The 25,378-nt window shown below is 63.1% G+C and carries 33 protein-coding genes and 1 pseudogene; 7 read left to right on the plus strand and 27 right to left on the minus strand.

Features of this window, described 5'->3' with window-relative positions; all coding sequences use genetic code 11:
• Positions 1-262 (plus strand): hypothetical protein (locus QRN25_RS15990; RefSeq protein ID WP_285020207.1); only part of this gene is annotated, 262 nt, incomplete at its 5' end.
• A 471-nt stretch (positions 263-733) separates the two neighbouring features.
• Here the strand turns inward: QRN25_RS15990 and QRN25_RS15995 are convergent.
• Positions 734-1,240, minus strand: a complete 507-nt coding sequence (locus QRN25_RS15995) for a hypothetical protein (protein WP_285020208.1) — start codon at positions 1,238-1,240, stop codon at positions 734-736.
• A 115-nt stretch (positions 1,241-1,355) separates the two neighbouring features.
• On the opposite strand from QRN25_RS15995, the pseudogene istA reads away from it, so the two are divergent.
• The 3 genes and pseudogenes from istA (at position 1,356) to QRN25_RS26375 (ending at position 5,280) form a co-directional block, all read left to right on the plus strand.
• A pseudogene (istA, locus tag QRN25_RS16000) lies at positions 1,356-2,866 on the plus strand (IS21 family transposase).
• The gene (gene istB, locus QRN25_RS16005; protein ID WP_285020371.1) at positions 2,866-3,597 is read left to right on the plus strand and encodes an IS21-like element helper ATPase IstB; all 732 of its coding nucleotides are present in this window, start codon (positions 2,866-2,868) and stop codon (positions 3,595-3,597) included. The pseudogene istA and the gene istB overlap by 1 nt, the downstream one beginning before the upstream one ends.
• A gap of 1,122 nt (positions 3,598-4,719) precedes the next feature.
• Complete coding sequence (locus QRN25_RS26375) at positions 4,720-5,280, plus strand: XF1762 family protein (protein WP_350224256.1); 561 nt, start codon at positions 4,720-4,722, stop codon at positions 5,278-5,280.
• On the opposite strand, the gene QRN25_RS16010 is transcribed toward QRN25_RS26375, so the two are convergent.
• A complete protein-coding gene (locus tag QRN25_RS16010) occupies positions 5,277-6,221 on the minus strand; it encodes an LAPAL motif-containing putative phage structural protein (protein ID WP_285020209.1) in 945 nt (314 codons plus the stop codon). The genes QRN25_RS26375 and QRN25_RS16010 overlap by 4 nt on opposite strands.
• A gap of 115 nt (positions 6,222-6,336) precedes the next feature.
• Between QRN25_RS16010 and QRN25_RS16015 the strand changes: the two genes are divergently transcribed.
• Positions 6,337-6,534, plus strand: a complete 198-nt coding sequence (locus QRN25_RS16015) for a hypothetical protein (protein ID WP_285020210.1) — start codon at positions 6,337-6,339, stop codon at positions 6,532-6,534.
• Here the strand turns inward: QRN25_RS16015 and QRN25_RS16020 are convergent.
• Positions 6,531-6,734 carry a hypothetical protein gene (locus tag QRN25_RS16020; RefSeq protein ID WP_285020211.1) on the minus strand — a complete coding sequence of 68 codons (204 nt, stop codon included), beginning with the start codon at positions 6,732-6,734 and terminating at the stop codon, positions 6,531-6,533. The two genes, QRN25_RS16015 and QRN25_RS16020, sit on opposite strands and share 4 nt — an antisense overlap.
• A complete protein-coding gene (locus QRN25_RS16025; protein ID WP_285020212.1) occupies positions 6,731-6,970 on the minus strand; it encodes a hypothetical protein in 240 nt (79 codons plus the stop codon). Before QRN25_RS16025 ends, QRN25_RS16020 begins: the two co-directional genes overlap by 4 nt.
• 75 nt (positions 6,971-7,045) lie before the next feature.
• Here QRN25_RS16025 and QRN25_RS16030 point away from each other — a divergent pair, with 75 nt between their 5' ends.
• The gene (locus QRN25_RS16030) at positions 7,046-7,303 is read left to right on the plus strand and encodes a hypothetical protein (protein ID WP_285020213.1); all 258 of its coding nucleotides are present in this window, start codon (positions 7,046-7,048) and stop codon (positions 7,301-7,303) included.
• A 150-nt stretch (positions 7,304-7,453) separates the two neighbouring features.
• Here the strand turns inward: QRN25_RS16030 and QRN25_RS16035 are convergent, their stop codons facing one another.
• The 13 genes from QRN25_RS16035 to QRN25_RS16095 are packed head-to-tail and all read right to left on the minus strand — an operon-like array spanning position 7,454 to position 19,474.
• Positions 7,454-7,726, minus strand: coding sequence for a hypothetical protein (locus QRN25_RS16035; protein WP_285020214.1), 273 nt, complete (start codon positions 7,724-7,726; stop codon positions 7,454-7,456).
• The gene (locus QRN25_RS16040; RefSeq protein WP_285020215.1) at positions 7,723-8,106 is read right to left on the minus strand and encodes a hypothetical protein; all 384 of its coding nucleotides are present in this window, start codon (positions 8,104-8,106) and stop codon (positions 7,723-7,725) included. Before QRN25_RS16040 ends, QRN25_RS16035 begins: the two co-directional genes overlap by 4 nt.
• Positions 8,103-8,390, minus strand: coding sequence for a hypothetical protein (locus tag QRN25_RS16045; RefSeq protein ID WP_285020216.1), 288 nt, complete (start codon positions 8,388-8,390; stop codon positions 8,103-8,105). The genes QRN25_RS16040 and QRN25_RS16045 overlap by 4 nt, the downstream gene beginning before the upstream one ends.
• Complete coding sequence (locus tag QRN25_RS16050; protein ID WP_285020217.1) at positions 8,381-8,959, minus strand: lysozyme; 579 nt, start codon at positions 8,957-8,959, stop codon at positions 8,381-8,383. Before QRN25_RS16050 ends, QRN25_RS16045 begins: the two co-directional genes overlap by 10 nt.
• 2 nt (positions 8,960-8,961) lie before the next feature.
• The gene (locus QRN25_RS16055) at positions 8,962-9,450 is read right to left on the minus strand and encodes a hypothetical protein (protein ID WP_285020218.1); all 489 of its coding nucleotides are present in this window, start codon (positions 9,448-9,450) and stop codon (positions 8,962-8,964) included.
• Positions 9,447-12,392: a phage head spike fiber domain-containing protein gene (locus QRN25_RS16060; protein ID WP_285020219.1), complete on the minus strand. Its 2,946-nt coding sequence runs from the start codon at positions 12,390-12,392 to the stop codon at positions 9,447-9,449. The genes QRN25_RS16055 and QRN25_RS16060 overlap by 4 nt, the downstream gene beginning before the upstream one ends.
• Complete coding sequence (locus QRN25_RS16065) at positions 12,389-12,784, minus strand: hypothetical protein (RefSeq protein WP_285020220.1); 396 nt, start codon at positions 12,782-12,784, stop codon at positions 12,389-12,391. Before QRN25_RS16065 ends, QRN25_RS16060 begins: the two co-directional genes overlap by 4 nt.
• A 24-nt stretch (positions 12,785-12,808) precedes the next feature.
• A complete protein-coding gene (locus tag QRN25_RS16070) occupies positions 12,809-13,357 on the minus strand; it encodes a hypothetical protein (protein ID WP_285020221.1) in 549 nt (182 codons plus the stop codon).
• Positions 13,357-15,477: a phage tail protein gene (locus QRN25_RS16075; RefSeq protein WP_285020222.1), complete on the minus strand. Its 2,121-nt coding sequence runs from the start codon at positions 15,475-15,477 to the stop codon at positions 13,357-13,359. Before QRN25_RS16075 ends, QRN25_RS16070 begins: the two co-directional genes overlap by 1 nt.
• A 1-nt stretch (position 15,478) precedes the next feature.
• Positions 15,479-15,889 (minus strand): DUF6950 family protein, encoded by a 411-nt coding sequence (locus QRN25_RS16080; protein ID WP_285020224.1) that lies wholly within the window; start codon positions 15,887-15,889, stop codon positions 15,479-15,481.
• The gene (locus QRN25_RS16085; RefSeq protein WP_285020225.1) at positions 15,886-16,515 is read right to left on the minus strand and encodes a hypothetical protein; all 630 of its coding nucleotides are present in this window, start codon (positions 16,513-16,515) and stop codon (positions 15,886-15,888) included. The genes QRN25_RS16080 and QRN25_RS16085 overlap by 4 nt, the downstream gene beginning before the upstream one ends.
• Positions 16,512-17,102: a hypothetical protein gene (locus tag QRN25_RS16090; protein WP_285020226.1), complete on the minus strand. Its 591-nt coding sequence runs from the start codon at positions 17,100-17,102 to the stop codon at positions 16,512-16,514. Before QRN25_RS16090 ends, QRN25_RS16085 begins: the two co-directional genes overlap by 4 nt.
• A complete protein-coding gene (locus QRN25_RS16095) occupies positions 17,099-19,474 on the minus strand; it encodes a phage tail length tape measure family protein (protein WP_285020227.1) in 2,376 nt (791 codons plus the stop codon). The genes QRN25_RS16090 and QRN25_RS16095 overlap by 4 nt, the downstream gene beginning before the upstream one ends.
• 20 nt (positions 19,475-19,494) lie before the next feature.
• Between QRN25_RS16095 and QRN25_RS16100 the strand changes: the two genes are divergently transcribed.
• Positions 19,495-19,806 carry a hypothetical protein gene (locus QRN25_RS16100; protein WP_285020229.1) on the plus strand — a complete coding sequence of 104 codons (312 nt, stop codon included), beginning with the start codon at positions 19,495-19,497 and terminating at the stop codon, positions 19,804-19,806.
• Here the strand turns inward: QRN25_RS16100 and QRN25_RS16105 are convergent.
• The 10 genes from QRN25_RS16105 to QRN25_RS16150 form a co-directional block, all read right to left on the minus strand.
• Positions 19,803-20,021 (minus strand): hypothetical protein, encoded by a 219-nt coding sequence (locus QRN25_RS16105; protein WP_285020231.1) that lies wholly within the window; start codon positions 20,019-20,021, stop codon positions 19,803-19,805. The two genes, QRN25_RS16100 and QRN25_RS16105, sit on opposite strands and share 4 nt — an antisense overlap.
• A gap of 2 nt (positions 20,022-20,023) precedes the next feature.
• Positions 20,024-20,452 carry a hypothetical protein gene (locus QRN25_RS16110; protein ID WP_285020232.1) on the minus strand — a complete coding sequence of 143 codons (429 nt, stop codon included), beginning with the start codon at positions 20,450-20,452 and terminating at the stop codon, positions 20,024-20,026.
• Complete coding sequence (locus QRN25_RS16115; RefSeq protein ID WP_285020233.1) at positions 20,452-20,889, minus strand: phage tail tube protein; 438 nt, start codon at positions 20,887-20,889, stop codon at positions 20,452-20,454. The genes QRN25_RS16110 and QRN25_RS16115 overlap by 1 nt, the downstream gene beginning before the upstream one ends.
• Before the next feature lie 18 nt (positions 20,890-20,907).
• On the minus strand, positions 20,908-21,321 hold the full coding sequence (locus tag QRN25_RS16120; RefSeq protein ID WP_285020234.1) for a DUF3168 domain-containing protein: 414 nt from the start codon (positions 21,319-21,321) through the stop codon (positions 20,908-20,910).
• 120 nt (positions 21,322-21,441) lie between these two features.
• A complete protein-coding gene (locus tag QRN25_RS16125) occupies positions 21,442-21,975 on the minus strand; it encodes an HK97-gp10 family putative phage morphogenesis protein (protein ID WP_285020235.1) in 534 nt (177 codons plus the stop codon).
• A gap of 1 nt (position 21,976) precedes the next feature.
• Positions 21,977-22,303 (minus strand): head-tail adaptor protein, encoded by a 327-nt coding sequence (locus QRN25_RS16130; protein WP_285020236.1) that lies wholly within the window; start codon positions 22,301-22,303, stop codon positions 21,977-21,979.
• On the minus strand, positions 22,300-22,872 hold the full coding sequence (locus QRN25_RS16135; protein ID WP_285020237.1) for a head-tail connector protein: 573 nt from the start codon (positions 22,870-22,872) through the stop codon (positions 22,300-22,302). The genes QRN25_RS16130 and QRN25_RS16135 overlap by 4 nt, the downstream gene beginning before the upstream one ends.
• Before the next feature lie 4 nt (positions 22,873-22,876).
• The gene (locus QRN25_RS16140) at positions 22,877-23,320 is read right to left on the minus strand and encodes a hypothetical protein (protein ID WP_285020239.1); all 444 of its coding nucleotides are present in this window, start codon (positions 23,318-23,320) and stop codon (positions 22,877-22,879) included.
• Positions 23,321-23,408: 88 nt separating this feature from the next.
• Positions 23,409-23,834 (minus strand): hypothetical protein, encoded by a 426-nt coding sequence (locus QRN25_RS16145; protein ID WP_285020240.1) that lies wholly within the window; start codon positions 23,832-23,834, stop codon positions 23,409-23,411.
• Positions 23,835-23,894: 60 nt separating this feature from the next.
• On the minus strand, positions 23,895-25,325 hold the full coding sequence (locus QRN25_RS16150) for a phage major capsid protein (RefSeq protein WP_285020242.1): 1,431 nt from the start codon (positions 25,323-25,325) through the stop codon (positions 23,895-23,897).
• Positions 25,326-25,378 lie beyond the last annotated feature (53 nt).

Below are 25,378 nucleotides of genomic sequence, written 5' to 3' on the forward strand. Positions count from 1 at the left end.
AGCCCGCCTGCGTCTGCGCTTCTTCGCGGCCGATGAGAATGGCGCCGGTGATCATTGCTGCATCCCCTCAGGTCAGGGCTTTGCCCGTGCGTTTCGTATGTCTTTTCCCGGTCTGCCCAAAGCCCCACCCTGCATTGCAGCCACAGGATTTCATCGACGTCCGAATATGAATGATAGCGCTATCTTTCAAGGGGGGGATTGTCAATGGCTCGTGATCGATCGGCAAAACGATCCAGCGACAAGCGCCCCATTGCGGACATGAGCGTTCGTGCTCAAGATGCCGTATGCGGTTTTTTCAGCAGTGGTGTCTTTTGGGCTTCTCTTGAGATGTGGCAGCCCTCTATCACCTCAAACCGAGTTTGGCTCAGCGCCAAAAAGCAAGAGCGAACAACATCGCGTCTAAAACCAACCCCAAAACTAAAGTCGATATTAGTATGGCAGGCGAGGAGTTCCGCATCCTGAGCGTCATTACAATGAGGAGAGGTGCGATTAAGGTGTCTATCCAAATCACCGTAGTCGTAGGATATTTCGCATCCCACAAGGTAAACCCATATGTCAGTCCGACGACTAACATAAATATTGCAAATAACCCAGATGGGATTAGTGAAATCCAAAGCATTGCGCGCAAAGAGAGGGTCAGAATACTTCGTTCCTCTCGATCGATGTCACTCATATCGGTCCAAAACTATCGTGCGCCGCGCTAAGCGAAATGTCTGCAAAGGGGCGTGTCCGGTCAGGCTGCATTTCTGCGAGTGCGACGGACACCGGACTGGCGGCTATAGAGCGCAGCGCTCGCCACCGGGAATGGCGAACAGGGGGGGGGCGGGGGCAGGGGCAGCTCAACGGCAATCTCAGGAGTGCTAGGCTTTTCGATCGCGAGTCCGGTCGGCCAGATTGTCTGGCTGGCCCGAAAGGTTCCGGTCCCTTCGATCTTACGAAGATGGAGAATGACCGGAAGCAGGTCCTTTCGGCGCCTAGCGAATAGCGCGGCCTGCCCGATAAGGCGGGCTACCCCAACGTAAAAGCCAGGCAACTCCCGCTCCTGCCGAGGACGGATGAGCCGGGCCAGAAGTTCGGTCCAGTCGTCGATCGCCGATAGCGGCAGGCCGTCCGCGCGGTTGGGGTCCACCTCAATAGGGATGCCCTGTACCAGGGCACGCCAGACAGCCTCGTTCACGAAGCTTTCTGTGTCGCCAAAATGGTAGGCGATCATGGACAGCGATGCGTTCGCCTGCTTCACCTGTGTTTCGGCGTGCAAGTGGTGCCCACCTGACTCGGTGATCGGCGCCTAATCGGGGACCACCCCCGGGTCATTTCTGTTCGTTGGCTATTTGGGGCTGACGACGAGGCGGAGGATGACGACGGTGGAGACGATTGGACGGATCAGGCGCGCATATTTCGTGCAGCGCCAGTCGGTGCGGGAGATTGCGCGGCGACTGCATGTTTCGAGGAAGACGGTCAGGAAGGCAATCGAGGCCGAGGACGGCAAGTTCAGCTACGACCGCACGGTTCAGCCCAAGCCCAAGCTCGGGCCCCACGTCACCGAGCTCGAGCGGTTACTGGCGGAGAACGAGCGCAAGCCCCGGCGCGAGCGGCTGACTCTGATCAGGTTGTTCGAGGCGTTGCGGGCGCAGGGATATGAAGGCGGCTACGATACGGTTCGCCGTCATGCCCGCCGCTGGCAGCGCGAGGAAGTGGGCCGCACGGCGACCGCGTTCGTGCCGCTGAGCTTCGAGCCCGGCGAGGCTTACCAGTTCGATTGGAGCCATGATGTCGTAGTGCTGGCCGGCGTGACGACGACGGTGAAGGTCGCCCATATGCGGCTGTGCCATAGCCGGATGTTCTTCGTGCGAGCCTATCCCCGCGAGACGCAGGAGATGGTGTTCGACGCCCATGCACGGGCGTTCGCCTTCTTCGGCGGCGTCTGCACGCGCGGGATTTACGACAACATGACCACCGCGGTGGATGCGGTGTTCCTGGGCAAGGAACGCAAGTTCAACCGCCGCTTCCTGCAGATGTGCAACCATTACCTGGTCGAACCAACCGCCTGCACGCCGGCGGCGGGGTGGGAGAAGGGCCAGGTCGAGAACCAGGTCGGCTTGGTGCGCGAACGCTTCTTCACGCCGCGGCTGCGCTTCGCCAGCTATGACGAGCTGAATGCCTGGCTGCGCGACCGCTGCCGGGAACACGTCAATGTCCATCGCCATCCCGAGCTGCGCGATCGCACCATCGCCGGCGTGTTCGAGGACGAGAAGGCGGCCTTGATGCGTATGCCGTCGGTCCCGTTCGACGGCTTCCACGCGGTCGCGGCCTCAGTCTCGAAGACGCTGCTCGTGCGGTTCGACTACAACAAGTACTCGGTGGCGGCGCGTGCGCTCGGGCGTCCGGTCGAAGTCCACGGCTATGCCGACCGCATCGTCATCCGCCAGGGTGACGATATCGTCGCCGAACACGATCGCCGCTTCGGTCGCGAGCAGACCGTCTATGATCCCTGGCACTATGTGCCGGTTCTGGCGAAGAAGCCAGGTGCGCTGAGGAACGGCGCGCCGTTCAAGCAACTGGCCCTGCCGCCAGCACTGGAGCGCCTTCGTGGCAAGCTGAAGGGCAGCAACGATGGCGATCGGCAGATGGTCAAGATCCTGACAGCGGCCACGGTCGATGGCCTCGATGCACTCGAAGCGGCTGCCACCGAAGCGTTGGCCCAAGGGGCACCAGCGCTGATGTCGTACTCAATATCCTGGCCCGGTCCCGATCGGCGCCGATGGAGCCCAGCATCGCCACGCCCGAGCATCTGCAGCTCAAGATCGAGCCCATCGCCGATGCCGGCCGCTACGATCGGCTGCTGCCCGTGCGGAGGGCAGCATGATGTTGGAGCGCCATGAGATCATCGGCCTCATGGCCGAGTTGAAGCTCGCTGGCATGCGTCATGCCTATGACGAAGTCATTGCCGACGCCCTCAAGCGCCAGCATCCCGTTCAGCACGTCGTTGGCGACCTGCTGAAGGCCGAGGTCGCCGAGAAGCACGCCCGCTCCATCAAGTACCAGATGGCCGCATCCAAGCTGCCGCTTGCCCGCGAACTCGACGGCTTCGAGTTTACCGGCACACCGATCAACGAAGGGCTGGTTCGCGATCTTGCTACCGGCGCCTTCCTCGCCAGCCAGCGCAATGTCGTCCTGGTCGGCGGCACGGGGTCGGGAAAGACCCACCTCAGCATCGCCATTGCCCGCAACTGCATCCGCAGCGACGCCCGCGTCCGGTTCTACAATACCACCGACCTGGTAAACCTGCTCGAACTGGAGACCCACCAGGGCCGGGCCGGCAAGCTCGCCGAACATCTCTCGCGGCTCGACCTTCTGATCCTCGACGAGCTGGGGTATCTGCCGTTCGCGCGCACTGGCGGCCAGTTACTGTTCCACCTCATCAGCCGCCTTTATGAGCGCACCTCGATCATCGTCACCACCAACCTCGCCTTCGGCGAATGGCCCACCGTCTTTGGCGACGCCAAGATGACCACCGCTCTGCTCGACCGGCTCACGCACCATTGCGATATCATCGAGACTGGCAACGACAGCTGGCGCTTCAAAAATCGAAGCTGAGCCCAGCCACACGGAAAAGAAGACGATTTACGCCGTGGCGGGATGCCTCCGGGCTACGCCCTCCGCCATCCCGCCACGGCGTAAGCACCCGTCAAACCCTGGTCCCCTATTGCACGCCGATCCCGGTCCCCGTTTGCGCGCCGATTGACACGCCTGAGCGTGTCGCGCACCGTGGTTGCCCCAGTGCGTACATGTTCGGCTACAGCGCGCGTCGATAGCCTGGCATCCAGGCTCAGCCTCAATATCTCGCGCACATGGCGCATCATTACCCTCCTCGTCGGCATCCAATCCTCTTGGCTGCTCAGCCAGGGAACTGGTCCCAACGATCAGGCTTCACGTCATCCCAAACTGCGCGCGATCATCTCGGAATGCTGCGCGGATAATTCTCGGAACGCTGCGCGCGATCACCTCGGAATCCCGCGCGCCATCAATTCGGAATGGTGCGCGCGATAACCCCGGAATCCGCATGCTTGAACCGGGCATGTTCAAGACGCTCAAAGGGTTCAGGATGGCGAGCCTTCGGGTGATGGATACGGTGGGGGGGGCTGCTCGACGACTTCCTCGCGGTTATGCCCGAGGATGATAGAGGGCGACTTGCTGCGATGCGCCGAGAGTTCTGGGAGCAGATGCCGAAGCCCTTTTGTAGGGCTTAGCTTGCGGCTTCATGGCCGTGATCGCAATGTTGGTAAGCATCAGGGTACTTCCTCCCACGAAACGCAGGTTCGAATCCCGATGGCTTGAAATCTACCCTGACGATGGTGAAAATGTACCCCAGAATTGATCAACTAGGGGGCGGGCTGCAAGCCTCCCTCCTGGGACGCCAAGGGTCATTGGAAGCCCTAAAAGTCGCGGATTTCCGCCATTCTTAAATCCGTCCTGAGACGGTCTGGAATGCTCTGGAATGGAGTGCTGGCTGGGGCGGCAGGATTCGAACCTGCGAATGCCGGTACCAAAAACCGTTCTTGGTGCGTTCTTTCTGCGCGCCTCGCTGCTGAATTTCGGAATTATCCACAGGCGGATATCAAAGACTTACATCGAAACTGCTGACGGTCAACGCGGCCAATGGGGGTCGTCACGGGCGCCCATCCGGACCAAAAGGGCGACGGTAATCGGCGCGTATGAATGGGTGCCCGTGTGACCGCCGCGGCGGCTGGATGTGGCCTGTGCGGCGGCACTGGCTACAAGGATCACGCGGGCCTATCCCTCGATCCCTGCGACCACCAGGCGTATTCCAAGCTGATAATAGTGCCGGTCACGATGAAGGATGCAAACGCCTTCGTGACAGAACATCATCGCCATCACCCTGGGGTGCGGGGATGCAAGTTCTGTATCGGCGTGGCAGATGAGACCGGGCGACTTCGCGGGGTCGCCGTCGTTGGAAGGCCTGTCGCAAGGAGCTTAGACGACGGCTTCACGGCGGAGGTGACGCGCATGTGCACGGACGGAGCGAGGAACGCTTGCAGCATGCTGTACCGTGCCGCTTGGCGGGCATCTGCTGCGATGGGCCATAAGCGGATGGTGACCTACACCCTAGCAACGGAGTTAGGTATTAGTCTTCGTGCCGCAGGGTTGCGGCGCCGTGAATCTGTTCGGGGTAGGTCATGGGACTGCCCCAGCCGACCGCGGTCAGATCGCCACCCCGTAGAAGCAAAATGGCGCTGGGAGATTTGCGCCGGACCCTAAAAGATCGAATACTGCCTTGGTGGTTCTTTCACCCCGTGGACCGCAACCACCTTATAAGACGGCTTGCCGACTATCATGCCGTGCGAATCTAGCTGGACGGTCTCGATCATGGATACGTCGAGGATGCTGTTCGGTGGCGCGGAGACTTTATTGGCCTGGAAAGCTGCAACCCATATCAGAGCAGCTTCGGCCATCTCCGCATTAATGGCGCGACCGTTCCAAAGAAAGCCCCACTGAGCCGCTCCCTCATACTGCGCAGACTTAATCCGGACCTCCCCGCGGATATGGGCATGCGTCTCAGTCGGCACCTCGGAAAGAGGTTGATTGGGGAGGCTATCAATCCCGCTCGCCTCTTTCGCATCTACCTCAAAAATCTCGTGGTCGCCTTCTAAAAAGGCGAGCGTTTCGTATCCTTCTTTGGCCAATGGACGCATGACGCCCTTTGCTTTTTCTACCGCTTTCGGCTCATTGGCCAACAGATAGACCTCTCGCGGTATGATTATGGTGTTGCCGTCGCCGGTGACGATCACATTATCCAGACCATGCGAGTTGACGGTGATCTTTTCGCCGTTCTCCTTCGCCTTTGTGAGGAATTTGAGGAGCTGAAAAAGACCGGTGGTGCCGCCCCCCAGCAGACCTACCCATTGAGCTATATCCCAAACGGTTTTTACATGGTCGGTACCGAGGAACACCTTGGCTTGGTCCAGGAACGACTGCACTAGGCTCACATCGATCATGAAGCATCGCTGCTCGACATCAGCGCTAACAAGCACTTTGATCGAAGTATCGGTGCCGTTGAACCTGCGGTTCGCGATTTGCACCAGATCAGCTAGGGCAAGGAGGGCGGGTGCAAGGTCCTGTGCATCCATTTCATGCCCAGCCAAGGCCGGACCATCATAACGGATTGTCGTGCGGACGTGCTTTCCCATTTCGGCTGCCATTCTACCCCCCTTAGTCGCCCTCAGATAGAGCGACCGCAGAGAACAAGCCAAGCCTTGTTTTGAAAGGGCTCCGAGCGATACCATTGTTCTCACCTCAAATGAGGAAGGATGCAGAATGAACGACATCGAACGTTTGCGCATGGCATCAGAGGACGACGTTGAACGCGCGTTCGCCGGAGCCTATGTTTCGCTACCCCTGACTGACCAGGCGATGGCGCTCGAATTCTTCAACCGCATGATCGACGTCATGCTCGGCGAGAAGGCCGGCGACGCCATCATGTGGCCAAACCTGCGCCGAGAAACCCCGAACTAACTTCCAGCGAAATCGCGCCGCAGCACCCGCAATGACGCCGTCGCAAACTCGCGCATGATCCGCTGCCAGTAGGGCCCCGCTCGCTCCCACGGCCGCCATTCGTCATCCGGGTCGGTGCTCGACTGCGTCAACCACATCGCCTCGGCCATCTGCTCGATCAGCGCCTCCTCGTCATTCGCAGTGCAGATGCGGCAGGTCATCGTGATCGATCCTGGAATATGCTCCCGACTGCAGCGGGGCCGCGCACCTGCAGATTGTCGAACCGCGCTTGGATGACGGCAACCGCCGCCTCTTGGGCGCGCTGGGCTTTGTCCCGGTCCTTCACGAGCATGTCGCGCTGCACCGATCGCGGGATTTGCTGGACGCCCCGCACGATCTCGAAGCGCACTTGATCGGCGGTCAAAATCTGCGGGAACGGCTCGCTGGGGGTGTCCATCGCGCAAACTCCATATGAGAACAAATATGGAACATGCTATGCGCAGGTTTCACTGATTCGCGAAAGGGCCTTTCGATGGCAGACGATCAACTGACGCTCCCGCTCAGCGACGAAGACCTGATGCGCATGGCGCGGTACCGGTATGACCAGGCGGGCAGGGAAGGTGCCGAGCTCTCCGACTACGTCCAGCTGCGCGACATCTTTCCATCCCTGCTCGATCGCATGGCGAAGCTGGTGGAGCAGGATCGCAGGCGCGTGAGCATCCCTGTTTTCGATATGCGCGATCCAGCCGACCTGGAGCGCATGTTCGAATACGCTGGTATCAAACAGTGACCATAAGGCGTTGACGCAAAAAGGCCCGGCACCAGGGAAGGGCCGGGCCAGTTGTTGCTAGGGCCACACAGCCCTCGGGTCGCTGGCGCCTGATGCCACTATTCATCAGACGCCGACCGGGACAACGTCGTTATTGGCATCCCGTTCCCGTCACTTCGCCGGGCAATTCACCCCCGCCATACCCTGAGAAATGAGGTTCCGGCACACGATGCCAGCGGCTGAACTGATGCGGTCACCCCACGCCTCGATGGTGGCGTTATAACGGGCAGACGCGGCCGGATCGGTAAGGATATCCTCGGTAGGCGCAGGTTTGCGCTCCACCATGGCCTGCACGTCCTTTGGAAGCGGGTATCCGACTTGCGGACGAGGTCCGCAGGCGGCGAGCGCAACTGTGATTCCCATCACGGCAAGCAGTCGCTTCACTGGCATAGCTCCCTGTATTTCGCGCCGCCGGTAAGCCCGGCCTGGCGCAGCCGCTCACAGTTCAGGGCGCGGTCCTGCGCGGACACGGTGGAGCGCGCCTCGGGAGCCTTGGCCGCCTCCGATGCTTCGGCGCGAGCGATGGCCAGCTCGCGAGCCTGTTTGTTCTCGAGGTCGATGCGGACGCGGTCGGCGCGGTCCTCGGCACTCTCGACGCCCGCCTGCGCGCTCGCGGCGGCACGTTCCCGATTGATCTTCTCGACGACTTGAGCGTCATCGTACCGGTCCCAGAGGATCACCCCTCCAACGATCAGTGCGAGCGCGAGGACAGGCCAGACGATCTCAGGCACTCCGGTGAGCCAGGAAAGGGCTTTGCGGATCATGGCTGCTTTTCCGGAGGCGTGCTCTCCGCCGCGGCCTTGAGGGCGTCGAACGCCTTGCCGGTGTTCTCCGTTGCCGTCTCGCTGCTCTTGTTGAGCACGTAATGGAACGCGACGACCGTGCTCACAAAGCCCGAGAGCTGGCCCAGCATGTAGACGATCAGCTGCTCATTCGCCTGCGGGATGTTCTTGAAGAGAAGGGCGACCAGCACCGAGATGAAAGCAAAGACCAAACCGACGCCGATATAGTCGCGCAGGGACAGGGGGGTACGGGCTTTCATGGCCATTTGCCCTCATACAGCTTGCGCTCGTCAGCGCGGCGATTCTTGAGCCCGTCCATGGGCTTGCCGTCGTTGTAGATCCACTTTGGGAACTCGGCTGCCGCTCCGGCATAGTTGCCCGCCTTGTGGAGCTTGCCGAGCGTGGACGCCGCGATCTTGCCGGTGTTGTAGTGGAACGCGACAAGCGCATCGAACTGGTCCTGCGTCGTCGGCGTGTCGCCGATGAACTTGGACACGGCGGCCGCGTAGCTGACGAGGTCTTGCGCGAAACGCGCATCCACCTGTGCCTGCGTCCAGACGGTGCCCTTCGTGATGCCAGGTCCGGTTGCTCCGCGCCCGATCGTCCACGGGTTGCCATCCTTGCTGCCGGGGTCGGGATAGGCGACCAGCTTGCTGCCTTCCCATTTGTGCATGAGGGCAATGCCCTTGGTGCCAACCGCGCGCTGGCCCGGTACGAGTTCGCGTGGCACGCCAGCCTGATCGAGCGCGGCATTGATCGCGTCGACGTGGATCTGCGTGAAGCCGGACCCCTTGGCGGTGCGAGCGGCGTCGAAGATTGGTTTGCGGGGGTCCATGATCATTCCTCCGGGATTGCTGTCGGCGCGAGGCGGGCGGCAGTGAGCACGCTCTTCTCCGCGATTTCATTGGCTTCCTGGCGCTCGCGCTTCTGGCGCACGCGGGCGGCGGCCTCGCTGGCCTTGGTCGGATCCTGCTCGATAAGTGCAAGAAGCAGCGTCAGCGACGTGTCCAGATTGTTCATGCGGTGGCGCATATGCTGGATCTCGGCGGCGTGCTGGGCGCGCTCCTGTTCGAGCTTTGCAGTGCTCTCCGAAGCCTGACGATCGAGACGGGCTTCCAGTTCGGCGATGCGCTTACCCATGCCTTCGATGTCAGCGCGGCGCTGATTTCCTGTGATGGTCAGCCAAGGCCCCCATTGCTTGACGATGACGGTGATGACGCCGAGCGCGGCAACAAACACGCCGGTCCAGACGCCGGCACGGATCGAACCACCCTGCGTCGTCTGGACGACCGCATCTGCGGCCGGAGCGATATCAGCAGGCGTCATCGCGCCAGCGCCGCCGCGCGATCGGCGAGCCCAGGCAGCCCCGGAAGCCCCACGACGACTGCGCGCATGTACTGGACGAAGTAATGGGCGCCATCGACGAAGATGCTGCGCGGCGCGTAGCCGAAGTTGATGTCGGACTGATCCTTGATACGTGCGTCGGAGCCGGGAGTGCCGCTGATGAAGGTGCGGGTGATGTCGAGCGGATCGAAGACGCGGCTCGGGCCGTGAGTGCCCCGTATCGCCTCGTACAAGCCATCCATGTCCAGGCTGGACTGCGCGCGAGAGGTGGTCGGCGAATTGCTGCCCATGCCCGCCGCCGGGATCTGACCGCTGCGCACATACAGGATGCGGTTGTGACCCAGCGCGGCGACGACCGCCTGGAACTGCGCGAACTCGGTCGTCCACTGTCCGTTGACGTGGCCGTTCTCACTGCCGTCCCACCAGATGATGGTCCTGTCCTTGATCGCCGCTGCATTGGCGATCAGCAGATTGTATTGGTCTTCGAATGTGCTGCTGCCGACGCCAGTGCGCATCACGTCGAAGCGGCGCCGCATTCCGCCGCTGCCGTCAGGAACCATAAGTTCGGCCAACGGCGCCGCATAGCCAGTGCCCTGCCCGGAATAGCTGTCGCCATGCGCTACAATCGGCAGCGGGCCGCTCTGCTGCATGACCGGCTTGGTCCGCGCCTTCATCCATTCCAGCGTCTCGACCCCGGCGCTGACGATCTTTCCGGTGATCGTGCCAAGGAATTGCGAAGCATTGGCGCTGTCGCGACCGATGCGCAGGGCTGCCGCACCGACGGGGAGCATGGTGTCTACCTGCGCGCCGGCGCCGTTGACCGCGCCGCGCAGAGCAGTCGCCGACATACCTGCAACGAGGTGGAAAGCGGTGCTGATGTCGAGAGTGCCGAGCGTGATATCCGCCGTCGGCGCAGGGGTCCCAGCACCGCCGCCAATCTGCGCCGTGGCATGAACGGACTTATCGTTCCGCCACTCCACGCGCCAGCGGTCGCCTTCGCCGCCAGCATCGATCTGATAGAGAATCTGGATCTGGCCTGCGCTCGGAAGGGCTGCGGGCGTTGTCCCTACAAGTTCCACCGAGACGTTCCCGCTCGGAAATCCGGGGCCAGGCGAAGTCTCGACAAGAGACACGTTCTTCATCGACCCCACAAGGCCGGCAGGGGAATCCGGAAGATGGAACATGCCTACATACATGCCATCCCCGAAACCCCCGGCACCCACTACGCTTACGGCCGTATCCGCCACTCCGGCGGTAACTTTACTCAGGTAGCGACCTGCGGCGAAGTCAGTGCGGTTGACCAGCACGAGCGAGAGCGCGCCGCCGGACACCGAGGCCTTGAGTGTCGCCGAGAACCTGTAGGCCTTGCCGGGCTCGACGACCATCTTGCAGGCAAGCCCGGAAGAAACGCCAGCAGCAGAGCCAAGCGTCATGTTAAGATAGCCGTCGCTTCTGCTGACGGTGGCATCTTGCACCAGCGTGAATCCCTGCTGGTCGATCGTGAAGTCTACCCCGGCAAGCAGGTTCGTCGCGTCTGGAGATGCATACCCTTCGATATTGGCGATCGATCCCGTTACCGATGCGCCAAGAAAGGACATGATCTCCGCCTCGCTCGCGTAAACTTTGCTGTTCAAAGCGAAAGTTCCATCCATCGCGACCAGCCACGGCAAGCCGCCGGACGGGTTCGCGGCAAGCAGGCGCTCGTCGAGCGCCGGGGTTAGGGCGATATGCTGGATGTACGAGCCCGCCCATGGCGCGCCGAAGTCGGTCACCATGTTCAAAACATTAGGATTTGCCAGCCCGGAGCGCTTGAACTTTCCCGATCCTCCTTCCCATACGATTTCAAACTGATCGTTGCTGTTCCCTGCCGGCAGCGCCAACGTCGTAACATCTGCGGCCCGGATCGCCCCGTTCGCGAGAATGGGTGATGTCGGGACAGCCCCGCGCTCGATCTGCGCAAGCGAGGCGCGGGCAAAAATGGTGCCGACGGTGCCGGTATAGGTTCGGTCGGCATATGCAGGACCGCCGAAGCCCTGGACCCGCATGTTGATCGTTCCGGCGGTGCTGAGTGGCATGGCTACCCACAGGCGATACACACCACCGCCCAACGGAATAAGGCCGAAAGCAACGGCGACCGGGCCGGTACCGCCAGTCGCAGCGGCAACCGAAGGGCCGCCGGGAGCGTCGAAATCGACGATCCATGCGGAGCTACCGGCCGCGACCGTCAGCAGCATTCCAGCATATCTTCGCCCGCGGCGCTGGAGGTGCACGGAACAGGTCCACACCCCAGCAGTAAGACTTGCGGTGGCGATCTGATGATAGATCTGCGCGGCGGCGTTGGTGTTTTCGATCAGGTCGTATGAAGCGCTGGCGTTATCGGGCGCACCGGCGGGAATGGCGGTCGGAGTCTGGACATTGCTACGGGTCCATGCCGCATTGGAAAAATCGACCGGCTGCGGGCAAACCTGGGTTGCTGCCCCCTCGATCAGGGCCCCGCGGTCAGTCGTGCGCAGAGTGTCCGCGGTGAAGCTGGAGTAACGCCCCGCTTTGTTGAGGGCATATGCCGCCGATGCGCGAGTAGCGGTCAGTGCGGGAAAATGGTTCGGGTTGGCGGCATTGACACCGGCTAGGACGAAGATTGCCGCAGCGAAGTCGAAGTACAGCCCCTTGGTGTAGGCGATGGCAGCGCGGTCTACAGAGGAGCGACCGGCGCGAGCGGCCGCCTGCATCAGCCCGACTGCGGCGGGGGCGTCATACTGGAAATCCTGCGCGGTTGCGAGCAGTGCTTCGGTATCCTCGCGCGCCGCCTGTGCGGCCTCCTCGCTTGCCGCTGCAGACGCGGCGTAAGACAAGGCGAGCGCAGTGTTTTCGCCGAAGCTGACAACAATCGGCTGTCCGCCGAACTGAACCGTGATCTCGCTCATGCGGTAACCCTTCCAAGCAAGGGGAGCACCCCGCCAAACAGCAGTTCGGTCATTCCGCCAGCGGGTGTCAGCAGAACATCGACCGCGAACTGCTCCACGCCGTCCAGATCCGAATCAGGCGGAAATCCGGCCGTAACGCCGGCGGTCATGGAGAGGGCAAAAGTTGAAAGCCCCGCCGCCACCTCTGGCCCGGCAACCGTGAAGGAAGCTATCGGATCGCCTGCCGCGTCAGGCCGCAGCCTTGCCTGGACAGTCATAACCGCTCCCGTAAAATCTCCTGGAAGGCTGATCGTGGTGAAATACGGCCTGCCTCGCGACGCAGCGGGAAAAGTTACCGGGCCTTTCTGCGTGGCAGCCAAGGCGCGTAGCCAATCATCGAAAATTGTTGCCATGGAAAACCCCGATAGGAGTGAGGACTATTGTTCGGCGGCGAACACGAAGACGGTCGCGCCGACTAGGACCGTGAGAACAGTGCCCAGCAGGCTCGGGGCCTCTGCTTTTATTTGGACGCCTGACTTGGACAGTGTGGCAGCAACCGGAGCCACCTTGACCCCTCCGACAGCCGTAGCCGGAATGCCGAAGTATGCGATCGTCGGTACGGCGGCCGATTCTGCGAACATGCTGCCGAAGCTGATCGTCGCAATTCCCTGTGCGTTGCTGACGGCGCTGAAAATCCCGAACTTCTTGGCGGTGTTAAAGTTGAAGGCGTTGGCCTTCAGGTCAACGTATCCCGCCGTGCTGAGATACATGCCTGCGGCGGGCTTCGTGCCCGAGCCGCCAACCCAGTCCATGACCTTCAGAAGCGTGCGCGTGCCGTCCTGCTCGGGCGCGAGGATCGGCGTCCATCCGTTGACGCCGTTCGTTCCGTTGGTCCCGTTGGCGCCATCCTTGCCGTCTGCGACCGTGCCGAACGATCGGACCCCAGCCGCATTGCGCACGGCGGTGACGATTTTGCGCAGGCCCATCAGACGGCAACCGAACCGGTGTAGACCGGCGTCCCGGCAAGCCCGTCAGTGTTCACGGTCACCAGCCAGTAGTGGTAAGTGCCCGTGGCAAGTCCGGTGTCGTCATAAACCGGCGTCCCCGCCAACTGCCCCAGCATGTCGCCATTGACTTGCGACGCGGTGCCGAAGCTGTTGACCGTGTTCCGATGGAGCCGGGTGGCGTAGTAGTTGGACGAGGTCGGATCGCGCCACGCGATCGTCGCTGTGCCAGCGGCGGGGGACGAGAGGTCAACTTCTGTCACCTGGGCTGCAGGCGGCGCGGTGTAAGTGAATGTCAGGCCAGTGAATACCAGCCGCAGGTCGGTGAAGTAGCTGACGGCTACGTCATAGGTGCGATCGACCGACAGTCCCATCAACTCGTGATGCGTGGCAGAGGGCGGCAGCACCGCGGACTGTATCCAGTCTGGCGACCCGGTTTCGCGGTACTCGATGACGACCTGAAGGGCGCTGTCATCGTCTACGGCGCCGTTGAGCTCGATTGTTCCAGTCGGCACGCCGCCAAGGAATTCCACGTGCGTCGCTGCCGTCCATTCTCCGGCCTCTGGAGCAGTCGCGTCCGGCACCGGGTTAGAATCGGTCGTCGGTGCCGCACTGCCGGTCAGACCGAGCGCCCACACATGCTTGCCCGGTGTCTCCTCGCGCAGCGTCAGCACCACGCTCGCCGTTTCCGGGTCAAGCTGGCGGCGCAGGACGATCACCGTCTTGCCGCGCAGGTATCCGAATTCCTTGGTGTCCTCGATCGTCAGGCAGTCGCCCGCACGGTAGCCCAGCCAGCGCAGCTTGAGCGGGAAGACGGCGGGGCCTGCCTCGCGCGCGTTGGCGATGTCGTACCCTGCCAGCTGCGCCGCCTGGTCGGGGCGCTGCCCGGCGTAGCACTGAACCATGGGGTACGTGACCTCCTTGGTGCGCTCGATGCCGCCATCCTGGGCGAGGTATGCGGCATTGCGCACCACCCCGGCCGGGACCTGTTCGAACTTGTGATCTTCGCTCCGATAGGTCGGGATAATGCCGTTGACGCGGTCGCGGCGGGTCTGCGTGGTGGTGACCGAAGCGTTGCCGATGAAGTCATCGACGGTGATCGTGCCGATCGACACGCGCGGGGTATTGATGATGCACGACAGGGTCGCGCCCAGCCGCACCGGTTCGCCGCCGCCCGCCTGGCACAGGGCCTTGAGCGATTCCCATTTGTTGTCGCCGGTCGAAATGCGGCCGCCCGACTTCCAGTTGTTGGCATCGGCGACGTTCGCCGCCTCCACGAACGCCGGAAGGTCGATCGAGGTGATGGGCATGCCGACGCCACCGACGCGGATCGCATTCGGCCCCTGATGCCAGCCTAGGGCGAAGGTGATCGCCTGCACCCATCCGTTGGTGCTGAACGCCCACGTGGTCTGGTCATTCCAGCGCTGCGTGCCGGAGCCGCCGGGATACGTGCTGTCCTGCCTCGGGTCGTAGCACAGGACCCCGCGTACCCGGTATTGCGTGGTAGGCACCTGCGTGAAGGTGCTCTTGCCTTTGCCGTCGAAGACGTAGGCGGTCATCGCCGCCGCGTAGCCAGAGAGCTTGTTGGCCGCGCCCCAGCTGGGCAGCGTGCCCCACGGCCCGGCCGGGATCAGTGCGGCGGCTTCCGGGCAAGCGCCCAGCTGCGTGCGCTGGTAGACGCGGTCGTGCAGGCTGCCGATCGCGTTGTAACCGGCAAACGTGGTCGTCACGTCGTCGATCTTGGTGGCGTCGATGCCCGCGATCGGGCCGCATCCCGAGATCACGTTGCAGAGGAACTGGTACTTGTTCGATTTCCCGCTCGTCTTGCGATAGACGATGTAGGGACTGACAAGCGTATCGCCGAGCACGATCGGGATACTGCTGTTCGGATCGCTCTGCCACTGCGTCTGCCCGCCCTCGATGGCGGGTGGCTTGGCCATCAGGCTACCCGCCAGAGTCGAGGCGACGCCGACTGCTGTGGCGATCATGGCTGCGGTAGAGGCGCTGACGGCGAGGCCCGCGCCGAGCAGCGAGGTGCCGCCCGAGGGGATCGCGGCCGCCACGGCGACGACGAGAGCGGCGATGCGCAGAACCTTCGCCATCTTATGCCCTCCACGCGGAAATGATGGGAAGTCCGGTAGGCTGGATGATCGCCACGCCCTCGGCGTCCTCATGGAAGGCCATGACGCGCCCGTTGCCCACGCACACGCCGAACGACCCGAACTCCGTTTCGCCCTGCATCTCGACGATGTCGCCGACGATCGCCATCGCTGGCGCAATCCGAGACAGGCCCCACCCATCGATACAAGCAGCACCGGTGCCGCCGTGGCGACGCAAGAAGCGCTTGAGCGCCAGGGCCGACTTCCACGTCCCGCCGGTGCGGATTTTCCAGCCCATGGCCTTGAGGTGCGAGATCACGACCAGGCCGCAGTCGCAGACACCGAATTCGAAGGGCTTGCCCGCGAACTTCTCCAGCGTGGCGCGGGTCACTTCCGCGCGTTCAGCGAGGTTCACCGGGCGGCGATCCACATCGCCGTCGACGTGATGTACCCCGTCTGGCGGGTCGGCGTGTTCGAACCCCAATAGATGGTGTCCTGCGTCCCGGTGACGTGGTTCAACCCCTGCTCGCCCGGCCAGACCTGCTGGTGGAACGCCGGAGCCAGCCGCATGCCCTCGTCGTCGAAGAACAGCCGCTCCATCCCGCCCACGCATTCGAGGCTGACCTGCAGCATGTTCTTGCCGAACTCATGCTTGGTGACGTCGACCTCGCCGTCGAACAGCAGGAACGGCTCGCCGATCACGGCGCCGGTCGCGACGTTCACCGCGCCGATATGGATCTGCACCGCCTCGCCCTGCATGCTCGGGCCGGAAAGGGCAGCTGCTGCATCGTCGTCGGTCGGGAGGAGCATGACTGCCAGGCCGGGCGCCTCGTCGCCCGCCCCATCCTCGAAACTCTCCATGCTGCCCCAGGTGCCGTACTTGGCATCCTCGCCGGTGTAGAGGTTGCCGTTGACGAGCAGGTGGGAAGATCCGTCGAGAAGGCGGATCGTGTGGGCGCCGACGTCGAGCGTCAGCGCGCCGAAGATCGTCACGTTGTCCTTGGCAAGCTCGGCATCGAGCGCCGGTGAAAAGTCGGTCATGCGCGCTCGGTGATGGTGAACTGCAGGCCCACGGTGCGGGCGAGGTCGAGGGTCCAGCTGCGCTCGTTCCCGTCGAGCCAGCCTTCGATGACCGGCAGCGCCAGTTCGACCTGCTCATTGCCCGCGAGGTGCGTCCGCATGGGCGTGCTGAGCAGGATCGTCCCGGCGCCGGATGCATCCATGACGGAAGGCTCGGCGGCGAAGTAGAGGTAACGGCGTCCTGCGACGGTGATGTTCAGCGCCTGGTCGTCGCGGATGCCGTAGCGCGGGGTCAGGCCCTTGACCGCGAGAGTGGTCCCTCCGGTATGCGCTCCGTTCACAAGCGGAGTGCCCACGGCGCCGACGATAAAGTCGACCTGCGGCACGCGGACGAACCCGCCCAACCGCTGGGCTTGCTTCAGTTTCGCAATGGCACGGCGGCCATCCGCCTCGATCTTCATCGCGGGCGTAGAGAAGTCGAGAGCATGGCGGGTGCCGACGCGGCCGACACGCTGCGTCACGCCCCGGAACACCGGCTGCTGCAGCGCCGCCCAGTCGAGCATGGTCCAGTCCGCTCCGGCGCAGCGGAACGAGGTGAGGTCGATCATCGCTTGCCGAGCTTCCGCGTTGCGCGGCGCGTGTCGCGCTGCCTGGTGGTGATCACAGCCTGGTTGGCATTGCCCGAGGCGATGCCGTCCACCTTGCCCCAGAACTCCTCGGCGCCGGGGCCGATGTAATAGGTGTCGCCGCCCCGCGACGCGCCCATCTGAGAAAGCTCATGGTTCGGCACGATGGAGCCGTTGCGATCCGGGATGAAGAGCTCCTTCCCGAATTCGCCGGTGAGGTAGGGCAGACCTGCGCGCACCGGCCCGCCAGCAGCGCGAGCACCGGCAATCGACATGTTCATGTAATCGGGCAGCGCCACGCTGCTGAAATCAAAGCTACCCGCGCCTGCGATAGACGTGCTGCTGAGCGACGCACCGCCGCCGAAAATTCCGCCGATACTGCCCAGGGCATTGCTCAGGCCGCCGACAACCGCCTTCTGGATCTGGATGCGGATAAGATCGGCGATGATCTGCTGGGCGACCTGCTTGAAGACGTCGCCCAGCTTCTGCGTGCCGGCAATGGCGTTGGCGATGCCGTTCGTCAGGCCATCCATCGCATCGACCTGAATATTCTCCATGGCCGAATTGATGTCGGAAACGGACGAGCGCAGGTTGAAGCGGTAGCGCTCCAGCGGGCTCATGTTCTGGCGGTTCACCAGTTCCTCGCGCTGGCCGCGCGTCGACTGGATGGACTGCTTCTCGACCCGGGCATTGTCCCATGCCGCCGATCCAGCCGCCTCGGTAGCCATGATGCGATCAAGCTCGGCGATGCGCAGACGGTCCTGCAGGTCGAGCAATTCGAGCGCCGCGGCCTTCTGCTCCTTTACCGTCGTCGCCAGCTGGCCGCGCAGCTGCACCTGATCCATCTGCAAGCGCAGGTCTTGCTGAAGGATCTCGGATGCCTTGTTTGCCAGCGCGTCGTCGCGGTCGTTCTCGGCAAGCTGCTTGCGAAGTTCCGCGTTCTTCGTCGCCTCGAGGATGAGCGCCTGCTGGCGCTCTTTGCCGATGTCCTTGTTGGCGAGCGTGTTGGCCTTGAACGACGCGAGGTCGTTGTCGATCTCGATGATGTTGGCCTGGTAGCGGGATTCGATCGTCTGCGTGTAATCGGCTTCAAGGTTCGCGCGCTCGGCCTGCAGACGGTTCATATCCTCGTCGTAGCGGGCAGCGATCTTGTCCTGATCCTTGCCCTTCGCTGCGCGCTTCTTCTTATCTTTAGGATCGTCACGCAGAGAGGGCGCCAAAACGCCATCCGCCAGCGACTTCTCAATATCTTGAGCCGTTTTCGTCTTCAGTTGCGACGAGAGCTTCGCCGCGATTGCATCCAGAAATTCTTTCTGAGTGACATTCAGGCCGCTAAAGTCGATCTTTTCGGCTTGCTTTGACAGGCGGGAAAGGATCGCTCCCGCGTCCTTCGAGTTGAGATCGACGGCGTCTACCTGAGCTCCAATCGCCCGAACGCGACCGGCGTTAGCTGCCGCGCCCAAAAGGGCGCCCCGGTTTCCAGTAAGCCCGACCTTGGCGTATTCGCCAAGGGCCACGCCACTGAGAGCGCCATTCGCAAACCCGAAAGCAGACTTCGCCTGAGCCTTTTCCGAACTAGCTTGGGCCCTCAGATTGATCGCCATCAGCTGCGCGTTCAGCTGCAACATGGCGTTCTGCTTCTTGAGCTTGCCCGTAGTTAGGTCGAACATATCGCCAAGGACAGATTGGGCATCTGCTAGGCCGCTAGAGGCGAGGGTTACGTCCTCCATCGCCTTATCTGCTTCCATCAGCTTCGGGATCAGGCTGGACAGAATTATGACGCCGGAAGTGATTGCCATGCCCCATGGGCCAGCCATGAATGCGCCGAACTTACCGGCGCCGTTCGTCATTAGGCCGATTGCCTGGGTGACCTGACCGGCCTGCGAGGCAAAGATCTGCATGGGCCGCGCCCCGAGCGCCCACATCGTGACAACGTCATTCAACTGGAACTGCAGCTGCTGCATGCCAGCCTGCATCGCCCCGCTGCTCGTCGCGACTGCCTGACCCGCTTGCCTATAGGTCGCGAGCGACGTCTGCACCTGCTGCCGAAATTGGGCCTGCGAAATTGCGCCGATACGCAGGCTTTCGCGGAGGAGGTTCATCTCCCGGCGGTAGTTGGCCAACGCCTGGTTGCCTGGGTTGAGCCGGTTCTGAAGCGCCGAAACCTGCCCTGCGAACGCCGTGATGCTGACGCCCATGCGGTTCGATGCCGCAACGACATCCTTCGCGCTGACGCCGATGCCAGCCGCCATCTTCGAGACAGTCGATTGCGCTCGCTGGCTCGCGCGCTCAAACTGCGCCGAATCCATGCCAAGCTGGACGAGCAGCGATCCTAGGACTGTCGCTTGTGCCATTGGCTACCTCGGAGGTGAGAATGAAAGCAGGGTGGTTGCTGGCGGCAGCTGTTCCGATTGGAGCGCTGGCCCTTTGGGGCGGCCTTCGGGTTAAAGCCCATGTCGAATGCCGCAGTCTTGAAGCAGAATACTTAGGGGCCGTTGGCCTTTTGAAATCCAATGCCGCCGTGCGGGTGCTCGTCGAAAAAACAGGCGAGATCACCGATTCATTCGACCGAATTGAGCAGTCGTCGCTGCGCAAAGCGAAGAATTCTCTGAATGATATTTACAGTAAATGCGGTAGTATTGCCGGTCAGACTGCGGCCCAAAAAGGAACGGATGCTGTGCTTTAGTTCACTTCGTACTTGCTGTTCTGACGCCCGGCTAAAGATTGCATGACGGCAAGCATTTCATCGTTGCTCATCTTGCGGGGAGGGCGGCGCAGGTAATGATCTAGGGGCTTGAGGCCGCTCTTCGACTGGGCAAGGCCGGTGAATGCGCCAGCCTGCCATGACTGCGTGGTGCGGTTCTCGCCCTCGGCCTTGAGCCGCCGGCGAGCGGCGCGCATGGCTAGCTGGTAGGTGCGCGGCGTTTGGTGCCAGAAGGCGTCCGGTTCGTAGCCCGCTTCGCACCAGAGGAGGAAGAAGTCTTCTGCCGTGGGCGCGGCGCCCTCTTCTTCGCCGCCTGCGCGTTTCCCTCCTCGTCCTCGTCCGGCTTGCCGCCGAAGCGCGCGATCAGTTCGATGACCGCCTTGCCGAACTCGACGCCGGAGCGCGCCACGATCGCCAGCGCCTGGTCGTCGCCCATGTCCGGATGCTCGGAAATTGCGAGGCACCGGCAGATGATCGCCGATCGCGAAAGCGTCATGATGACACCCTCCTCGGAGAACAGGTCAAGTCCAGCCTCTTCGAGGAGCGAGATCGACCTGAAGTTGAGGCGAAGCGTGATCGTCTCGCCGTCAATCTTCAGGTCGTACTTGCTGTCAACCGGAGCGACCATCAGGGGGCAACCGCACCAGCGGTGACGGGGCCGGTGACGCGTGCCGTCAACACGGCCGTCAGACGATCTTCGAGCGGGACCGTCTTCTCCCAGCCTTTCACGATCACCTCGAAGGAGAAGCGATAGGCGGTGGTGCCCTTGCGCGGGATATCGACCTGCATGGTGCGGGCTACGCCATCCTCGATCGCGGCCATGATCAGCACGTCGACGGGGCCGCCGGGCACGTAGTTGAAGCCGAAGGTCACCTCGCCGTCCTCGATCAGACCAGCGATGTATTCGCGGCGACGGTTCGGCGAGCCGAAGTGCGTCGCTTCCACGTCCGCGACCTGCGGATTCGGGAGGGTGATGGTGATCGGCTCTCCCAAGAGCGTGAGCGAACCGCTGGCATTGTCCAGCGATACAGCCGCGCCCATGCCGATTTGTGCGTCGGTTGCCATGGTCAGTTTCCTTTGGTGCTAGGCGTCATGCCAGACGGTTACGTCCAAGAGTTGCCGGTGGACGAAGCCGGTATCCGTCTGATCACCGCGATCGACGACGGTATTGATGAAGGCGCGCAGGAACCTGACGCCCTGAATTGATTCTGCTGGCTCGGGCACAACGGCGGCGATCACCGCTTCGCGCAACGCCGCGACCGTGGGGTAATCCAGCGCGTAGCAATCGATCTGCACGCGCGACGGCCGGAACACGTTGAAGCCCTCGAAGTTCTGCGAGCGGTCGTCGTAGACCAGCGTGAGGACGATCGCCGGGAAAGGGCTGCCCTCCGGCCGCACTGACCAGAATATGCACGGGAACTGCTCCCACGTGGCCGTCAGCTGCGTGACAGGCGCGGCGTCCATCAGGCGACGGCGCAGCGCGACTTCCATGGTCATCGCAGGAACCCCAATACTCGCCAAAACCAAGCTGATTGCGGCTCGCCTGCAACAGCGAGCAAATATGATGCCCCCAGGAAAAGGGGCGCGGCGCCACCGATGATAGCAGCGGCTCTTATGTCATCCCGCATTGCGCGCTGCCTTCCGCGCTGCGCGGGCCTGCGTCTCAAGGATCTCTTCGCGCAGGATGTCGGCCATGTTCTCCACGGCCTCCTCTTTCTTCTCCTCGAAGGCGGGCCGAATGTACGGCTGCGCGGAGTGCGTCGCCGAACCCTCCTCCATGAAGATCGAATACGCGGCGACACCGCCACCCGGCTTGCCCGTGCCCTTCTTGGTGAAGCGCTTCGTCGACGGCTTGGCGGGCTTCACGCTGCCGTCGATGCCGACGAACGTCGTCACGACCGAACCGCTGTTGCCCAGCTTCTGCTGGATGCCAGCCGCGCGGCCGATCTTGATCGCCTCGACCAGATACTTGCCCTCGCCCGTGTCCGGATCATCCGGGGCCAGTTCCTTCGCGCGGTCGCGGATCGGCTCTGCCCCCTTGCGGAGCGCGCGATCGGCCACACGCCGCGAAGTCGCCCTATCTTTCAGGCCCATCAGCGCTGTCTCGAGTTCCTGCAGGCCAGAAACCTTCATCGACATCGGGGCGGCCATGTCAGTCTCCGGCAATGACGATGAGTTCGATACCCTCGCGGCGACCCAACTGCTGGATGCCAACGATCTGCCAGCGGCGCCCATCGAACTGCACCGCGTCGGTCGTCAGGATGGTGCTGGTATGGCTGTCGTAGCGGAGCCAGAAAGTGCCGCCTGCCTTCGCTTCGTTGCCCTGGTTCTCGAAAGCCTTCCGGCCATTTGCGGGCCGCCACGACGCCCAACGTGTGCAGTGCGTCGCCCAAGCTCCGGGCGCAGTCGTGTAGCCGTTGTCCGCCGCAGGCCCTTGGCGCTGGACCACGATCCGGCGGTCGAGCTTTCCAGCTATCATGCGAATACACGAAAGGGAGAGAGCAAGTTCTCGATGGTCATGGACATAGGGATGCGAGCTGCGCCGATCCCTGTCACAGCCGTCTCACGATGCGCGTAAAGATCTCCGACCATCAGCAGTATCGCCGCGCGGATAGGGGCGGGCAGGGTTTCGTATCCAGCGCTCCAGCGGATGCGGACCGTCTCGCCAGCCGCACCGCGCCATGCAGCGGTGGGCCAGCTGGTGGACCATGCCGGGCGCAACATGTTGCCCGAAAGCTCGTACTGGCCGTCATCGAGTGTAACCTCCGCGCCGTTGCTGTCGACGTATTCAACGCTGACGGCTTCAATCGCCGGCGGGAAGGGAAGGAGCAGCCAGCCGCAGGTGCCGAAGGCCGGGTAGCGGATTTCCAGCGTTTGCACGCCGAGTGCGCGGCCTAGCCAGCCATCCGGCCCGTCGATATGCGCGCATGCCGCCGCTACGTAGCCTGAGATGAGCGCGTCTTCGTCGAGCCCATCCACGCGCAAGTGATCCTTTGCCTCGGCGAGGCTGATCACAGGCTCAGGCGGCGTGACGACGAAGACGCGCATTAGCTCAGGCGGCTTCGCGCTTCAGCTTGATGGCCGCGATGATGTCGGCCTTCTTGGTGGCGCCATCGAGGTCGACGCCTTCCTCCGCAGCAACGGCCTTGAGCTTTTCGACAGACAGCTTCTCGATATCATCCTCTTCGGAGGCGGACAGGTGGTCGCGATAGCGCTCGATGGCCGCGCGCAGATCCTCGTCGCTCACCCGCCCGATTTCGGCCTTGGCAGACTCGAGGGCGAGCATCTCCAGCTCAGCCCGGGTGAGGTCTGCGACGTCCTTATCGAACAGGCTCAACCCGATGGGCTCATCGCCGATGCACCGGGCTGCGACGAGCGCCTTGAACTGGTCGTCGTCCGCTGGTTCGAAAGTGACGGGCTCTTCCCCGCGGGCGGCGGGGAAATAACGGGTACCAGTGTGCCGATCGACGAACTCGGCCTTTACGACGTACTTCATGGCTCTCTCCTCGAGCGGGGACCGAAGGGTGGCGGGCGCATCGCGGCGCCGGCCACCGTTCGGGCGGGATCACTCCCGCCCTCCCGTGTCAGGCCGACTGCGCGGAGCCGGGCGAGTATCGACTGCCGGACAGGATCGCGACGGCGGCGATCGATGCCGCGCCGGTGTTGTTGGTGGGGGTGATGGTGAGGCGCACGTAGCGCTTCGATCCGACGTACCCGATCTTGCGCACCTTATTGTCGTCGGCGAACGTGAAGCCCGCCGATGCCTCGGTGCCGGTGAGGGCAACGTCCGGGGCGGCGGCGGCGTCGCTCAGGTTGGCCGCGTCGCCGTGCTCGATGAGCACCGCGAAGGTCGCATCCGCATCGGCCAGGGCGCCGAGGAGGATCGCGAAGACGAGGTTGTCGAAGCCAGCGACGTCGATGATCGAGGAAACGTAGGGGGTATTGTCGGTGGTCGGGGCGACGGGGGCGATCGCGCGGCGCACCTCGATGTGATTTGCCATGTCACGCATGGGGGTTACTCCAGTTGCGGGGTAGAGGTGGTGGAGCCGGCGTCACCCGGCTCCGGGCGATCAGGCCGGAACGTCCAGGCCCACGAAGGGCGAGACTTCCCAGCCGTTCTCCTCGACGATCGGCGCGTTGAGCCAGGGGGCGCCATCGACGTTCCAGAAGAACTTGATGACGGTCTGGTTCGACGTGAACTTCACGTGCTCGGAGGTGGCGACGAACGGGCCGGAACCGTCCTTGATGAGGTACTGCGACCAGTCAGCAAGGAGCAGGTCGCCCTTGCTGCCGAGGTTCGGCGACCGATTGTTCCAGCGCACCGGGTAACCCAGCAGGGTGCCGGCGATGCCCGATACGGCAGCGTCGACGGCCGAGTTGGCCTTCCAGATGTAGTGGCCTTCCGGGTCCGTCATCGTCAGCAGCTGCGGCAGGACCGACTGCGGGATAGACCACACCGGCGATCCCCCGCGCATGAGGATGCGCGACACCATCGCCACGAGATCCTCGTACTTGACCTGGTTTGCGGTCAGGCGGTTCACCCACTTGGTGGCCGGAGCGTTGATCGCGCCGAGCGGCTGATGCGAACCGGTGCCGCGCAGGAACGCGAAGTCCTCGGCGGATGCGGCCGCGCCGCGGAACAGGCCCTCGATGAAGGCGCCCGAAGCCTGCCAGTTGCGCAGCAGTTTGTCGGTGATGGTCACGAAGCCCGCGATTTCATGCGGAACCAGCGTAATCGACTTCAGCTTCGCGTCGGTCTCCGGCTTCTCCTCGCCCTCGCCGATCCACTTGAACTCGACGCCGCCGAACATGTTCTTCGGATTGGCGCCGCTCTGGTCGAGCGCGGGGATCGTGATACCGGCATCCGGCGGCGAACCGGCGGGAATGACGGTGGCGCGGGGGCGCACAAGCGCATCCTGCGGATCGACGCGCATGATCTCGCTGCGCAGCTGCGGCGGAACCATGAAGCCGCCCTGCGTGTCGTTGTCCATGCGCATGGCGGCGTCGATCTGACCGCCTTCACCGTTGGCACCGGCGTTCTCGACATAGTTGAGACGCTGGTCGTTCTGGTTGAAGCGCACCGCGTGCATGAATTCACCGAGGCTTTCGAACTCGCGGCGCGCTTCCGGCCCCGGAGGTGCGCCGGGTCCATTGCCGCGCGCGGCGGCCGGGATCACAGCGGCGGGCACCGATTCGGCGGCCTGCACGCCAGTGAAACGCGCGATGCGGGCGTCGAGGGCCGTGAGGGCCGCCTGCTGCGCGTCGAACGTGGTCTGTTCTTCGGCGGTCAGGTCGCGGTCTTCGGCTTCGGCTGCATCGATGATGCCGCGAAGCTCTGCGAGCAGGGCGGTGCGACGGGTCTGCAGAGCCTGCAGGGTTGCGAGCGGGGAGGTCGGGTGACCGGTCGGATCGCGCAGGAAGCGGCCGCGGCTCGCTTCGAGTGCAGTCATCGGGCCGAGCGCCGCCATTGCAAGGCCCGACAGAAGGACGATTTTCCTCATGTGTTGTCTCCTGGCCGTCGAGGCCTCAGGTAGTGAGTGCCGGATGTGCGTGT

Source organism: Novosphingobium sp. fls2-241-R2A-195 (assembly GCF_030209485.1).
Taxonomy (GTDB): Bacteria; Pseudomonadota; Alphaproteobacteria; order Sphingomonadales; family Sphingomonadaceae; genus Novosphingobium; species Novosphingobium resinovorum.

Coding starts and splice junctions, on each gene's coding strand:
- QRN25_RS16145 (WP_285020240.1), bottom strand. CDS start 23,834: ATGCGTGACATGGCAAATCACATCGAGGTGCGCCGCGCGATCGCCCCC.
- QRN25_RS16050 (WP_285020217.1), bottom strand. CDS start 8,959: ATGGACCCCCGCAAACCAATCTTCGACGCCGCTCGCACCGCCAAGGGG.
- QRN25_RS16120 (WP_285020234.1), bottom strand. CDS start 21,321: ATGACCATGGAAGTCGCGCTGCGCCGTCGCCTGATGGACGCCGCGCCT.
- QRN25_RS26375 (WP_350224256.1), top strand. CDS start 4,720: ATGGGTGCCCGTGTGACCGCCGCGGCGGCTGGATGTGGCCTGTGCGGC.
- QRN25_RS16060 (WP_285020219.1), bottom strand. CDS start 12,392: ATGAGCGAGATCACGGTTCAGTTCGGCGGACAGCCGATTGTTGTCAGC.
- QRN25_RS16110 (WP_285020232.1), bottom strand. CDS start 20,452: ATGGTCGCTCCGGTTGACAGCAAGTACGACCTGAAGATTGACGGCGAG.
- QRN25_RS16140 (WP_285020239.1), bottom strand. CDS start 23,320: ATGAAGTACGTCGTAAAGGCCGAGTTCGTCGATCGGCACACTGGTACC.
- QRN25_RS16095 (WP_285020227.1), bottom strand. CDS start 19,474: ATGGCACAAGCGACAGTCCTAGGATCGCTGCTCGTCCAGCTTGGCATG.
- istB (WP_285020371.1), top strand. CDS start 2,866: ATGTTGGAGCGCCATGAGATCATCGGCCTCATGGCCGAGTTGAAGCTC.
- QRN25_RS16025 (WP_285020212.1), bottom strand. CDS start 6,970: ATGGACACCCCCAGCGAGCCGTTCCCGCAGATTTTGACCGCCGATCAA.
- QRN25_RS16135 (WP_285020237.1), bottom strand. CDS start 22,872: ATGCGCGTCTTCGTCGTCACGCCGCCTGAGCCTGTGATCAGCCTCGCC.
- QRN25_RS16040 (WP_285020215.1), bottom strand. CDS start 8,106: ATGATCCGCAAAGCCCTTTCCTGGCTCACCGGAGTGCCTGAGATCGTC.
- QRN25_RS16100 (WP_285020229.1), top strand. CDS start 19,495: ATGAAAGCAGGGTGGTTGCTGGCGGCAGCTGTTCCGATTGGAGCGCTG.
- QRN25_RS16125 (WP_285020235.1), bottom strand. CDS start 21,975: ATGGCCGCCCCGATGTCGATGAAGGTTTCTGGCCTGCAGGAACTCGAG.
- QRN25_RS16150 (WP_285020242.1), bottom strand. CDS start 25,325: ATGAGGAAAATCGTCCTTCTGTCGGGCCTTGCAATGGCGGCGCTCGGC.
- QRN25_RS16115 (WP_285020233.1), bottom strand. CDS start 20,889: ATGGCAACCGACGCACAAATCGGCATGGGCGCGGCTGTATCGCTGGAC.
- QRN25_RS16090 (WP_285020226.1), bottom strand. CDS start 17,102: ATGATCGACCTCACCTCGTTCCGCTGCGCCGGAGCGGACTGGACCATG.
- QRN25_RS16045 (WP_285020216.1), bottom strand. CDS start 8,390: ATGGCCATGAAAGCCCGTACCCCCCTGTCCCTGCGCGACTATATCGGC.
- QRN25_RS16030 (WP_285020213.1), top strand. CDS start 7,046: ATGGCAGACGATCAACTGACGCTCCCGCTCAGCGACGAAGACCTGATG.
- QRN25_RS16055 (WP_285020218.1), bottom strand. CDS start 9,450: ATGACGCCTGCTGATATCGCTCCGGCCGCAGATGCGGTCGTCCAGACG.
- QRN25_RS16070 (WP_285020221.1), bottom strand. CDS start 13,357: ATGGGCCTGCGCAAAATCGTCACCGCCGTGCGCAATGCGGCTGGGGTC.
- QRN25_RS16075 (WP_285020222.1), bottom strand. CDS start 15,477: ATGGCGAAGGTTCTGCGCATCGCCGCTCTCGTCGTCGCCGTGGCGGCC.
- QRN25_RS16065 (WP_285020220.1), bottom strand. CDS start 12,784: ATGGCAACAATTTTCGATGATTGGCTACGCGCCTTGGCTGCCACGCAG.
- QRN25_RS16010 (WP_285020209.1), bottom strand. CDS start 6,221: ATGGCAGCCGAAATGGGAAAGCACGTCCGCACGACAATCCGTTATGAT.
- QRN25_RS16105 (WP_285020231.1), bottom strand. CDS start 20,021: ATGCGCGCCGCTCGCCGGCGGCTCAAGGCCGAGGGCGAGAACCGCACC.
- QRN25_RS16020 (WP_285020211.1), bottom strand. CDS start 6,734: ATGACCTGCCGCATCTGCACTGCGAATGACGAGGAGGCGCTGATCGAG.
- QRN25_RS16015 (WP_285020210.1), top strand. CDS start 6,337: ATGAACGACATCGAACGTTTGCGCATGGCATCAGAGGACGACGTTGAA.
- QRN25_RS16085 (WP_285020225.1), bottom strand. CDS start 16,515: ATGACCGACTTTTCACCGGCGCTCGATGCCGAGCTTGCCAAGGACAAC.
- QRN25_RS16130 (WP_285020236.1), bottom strand. CDS start 22,303: ATGATAGCTGGAAAGCTCGACCGCCGGATCGTGGTCCAGCGCCAAGGG.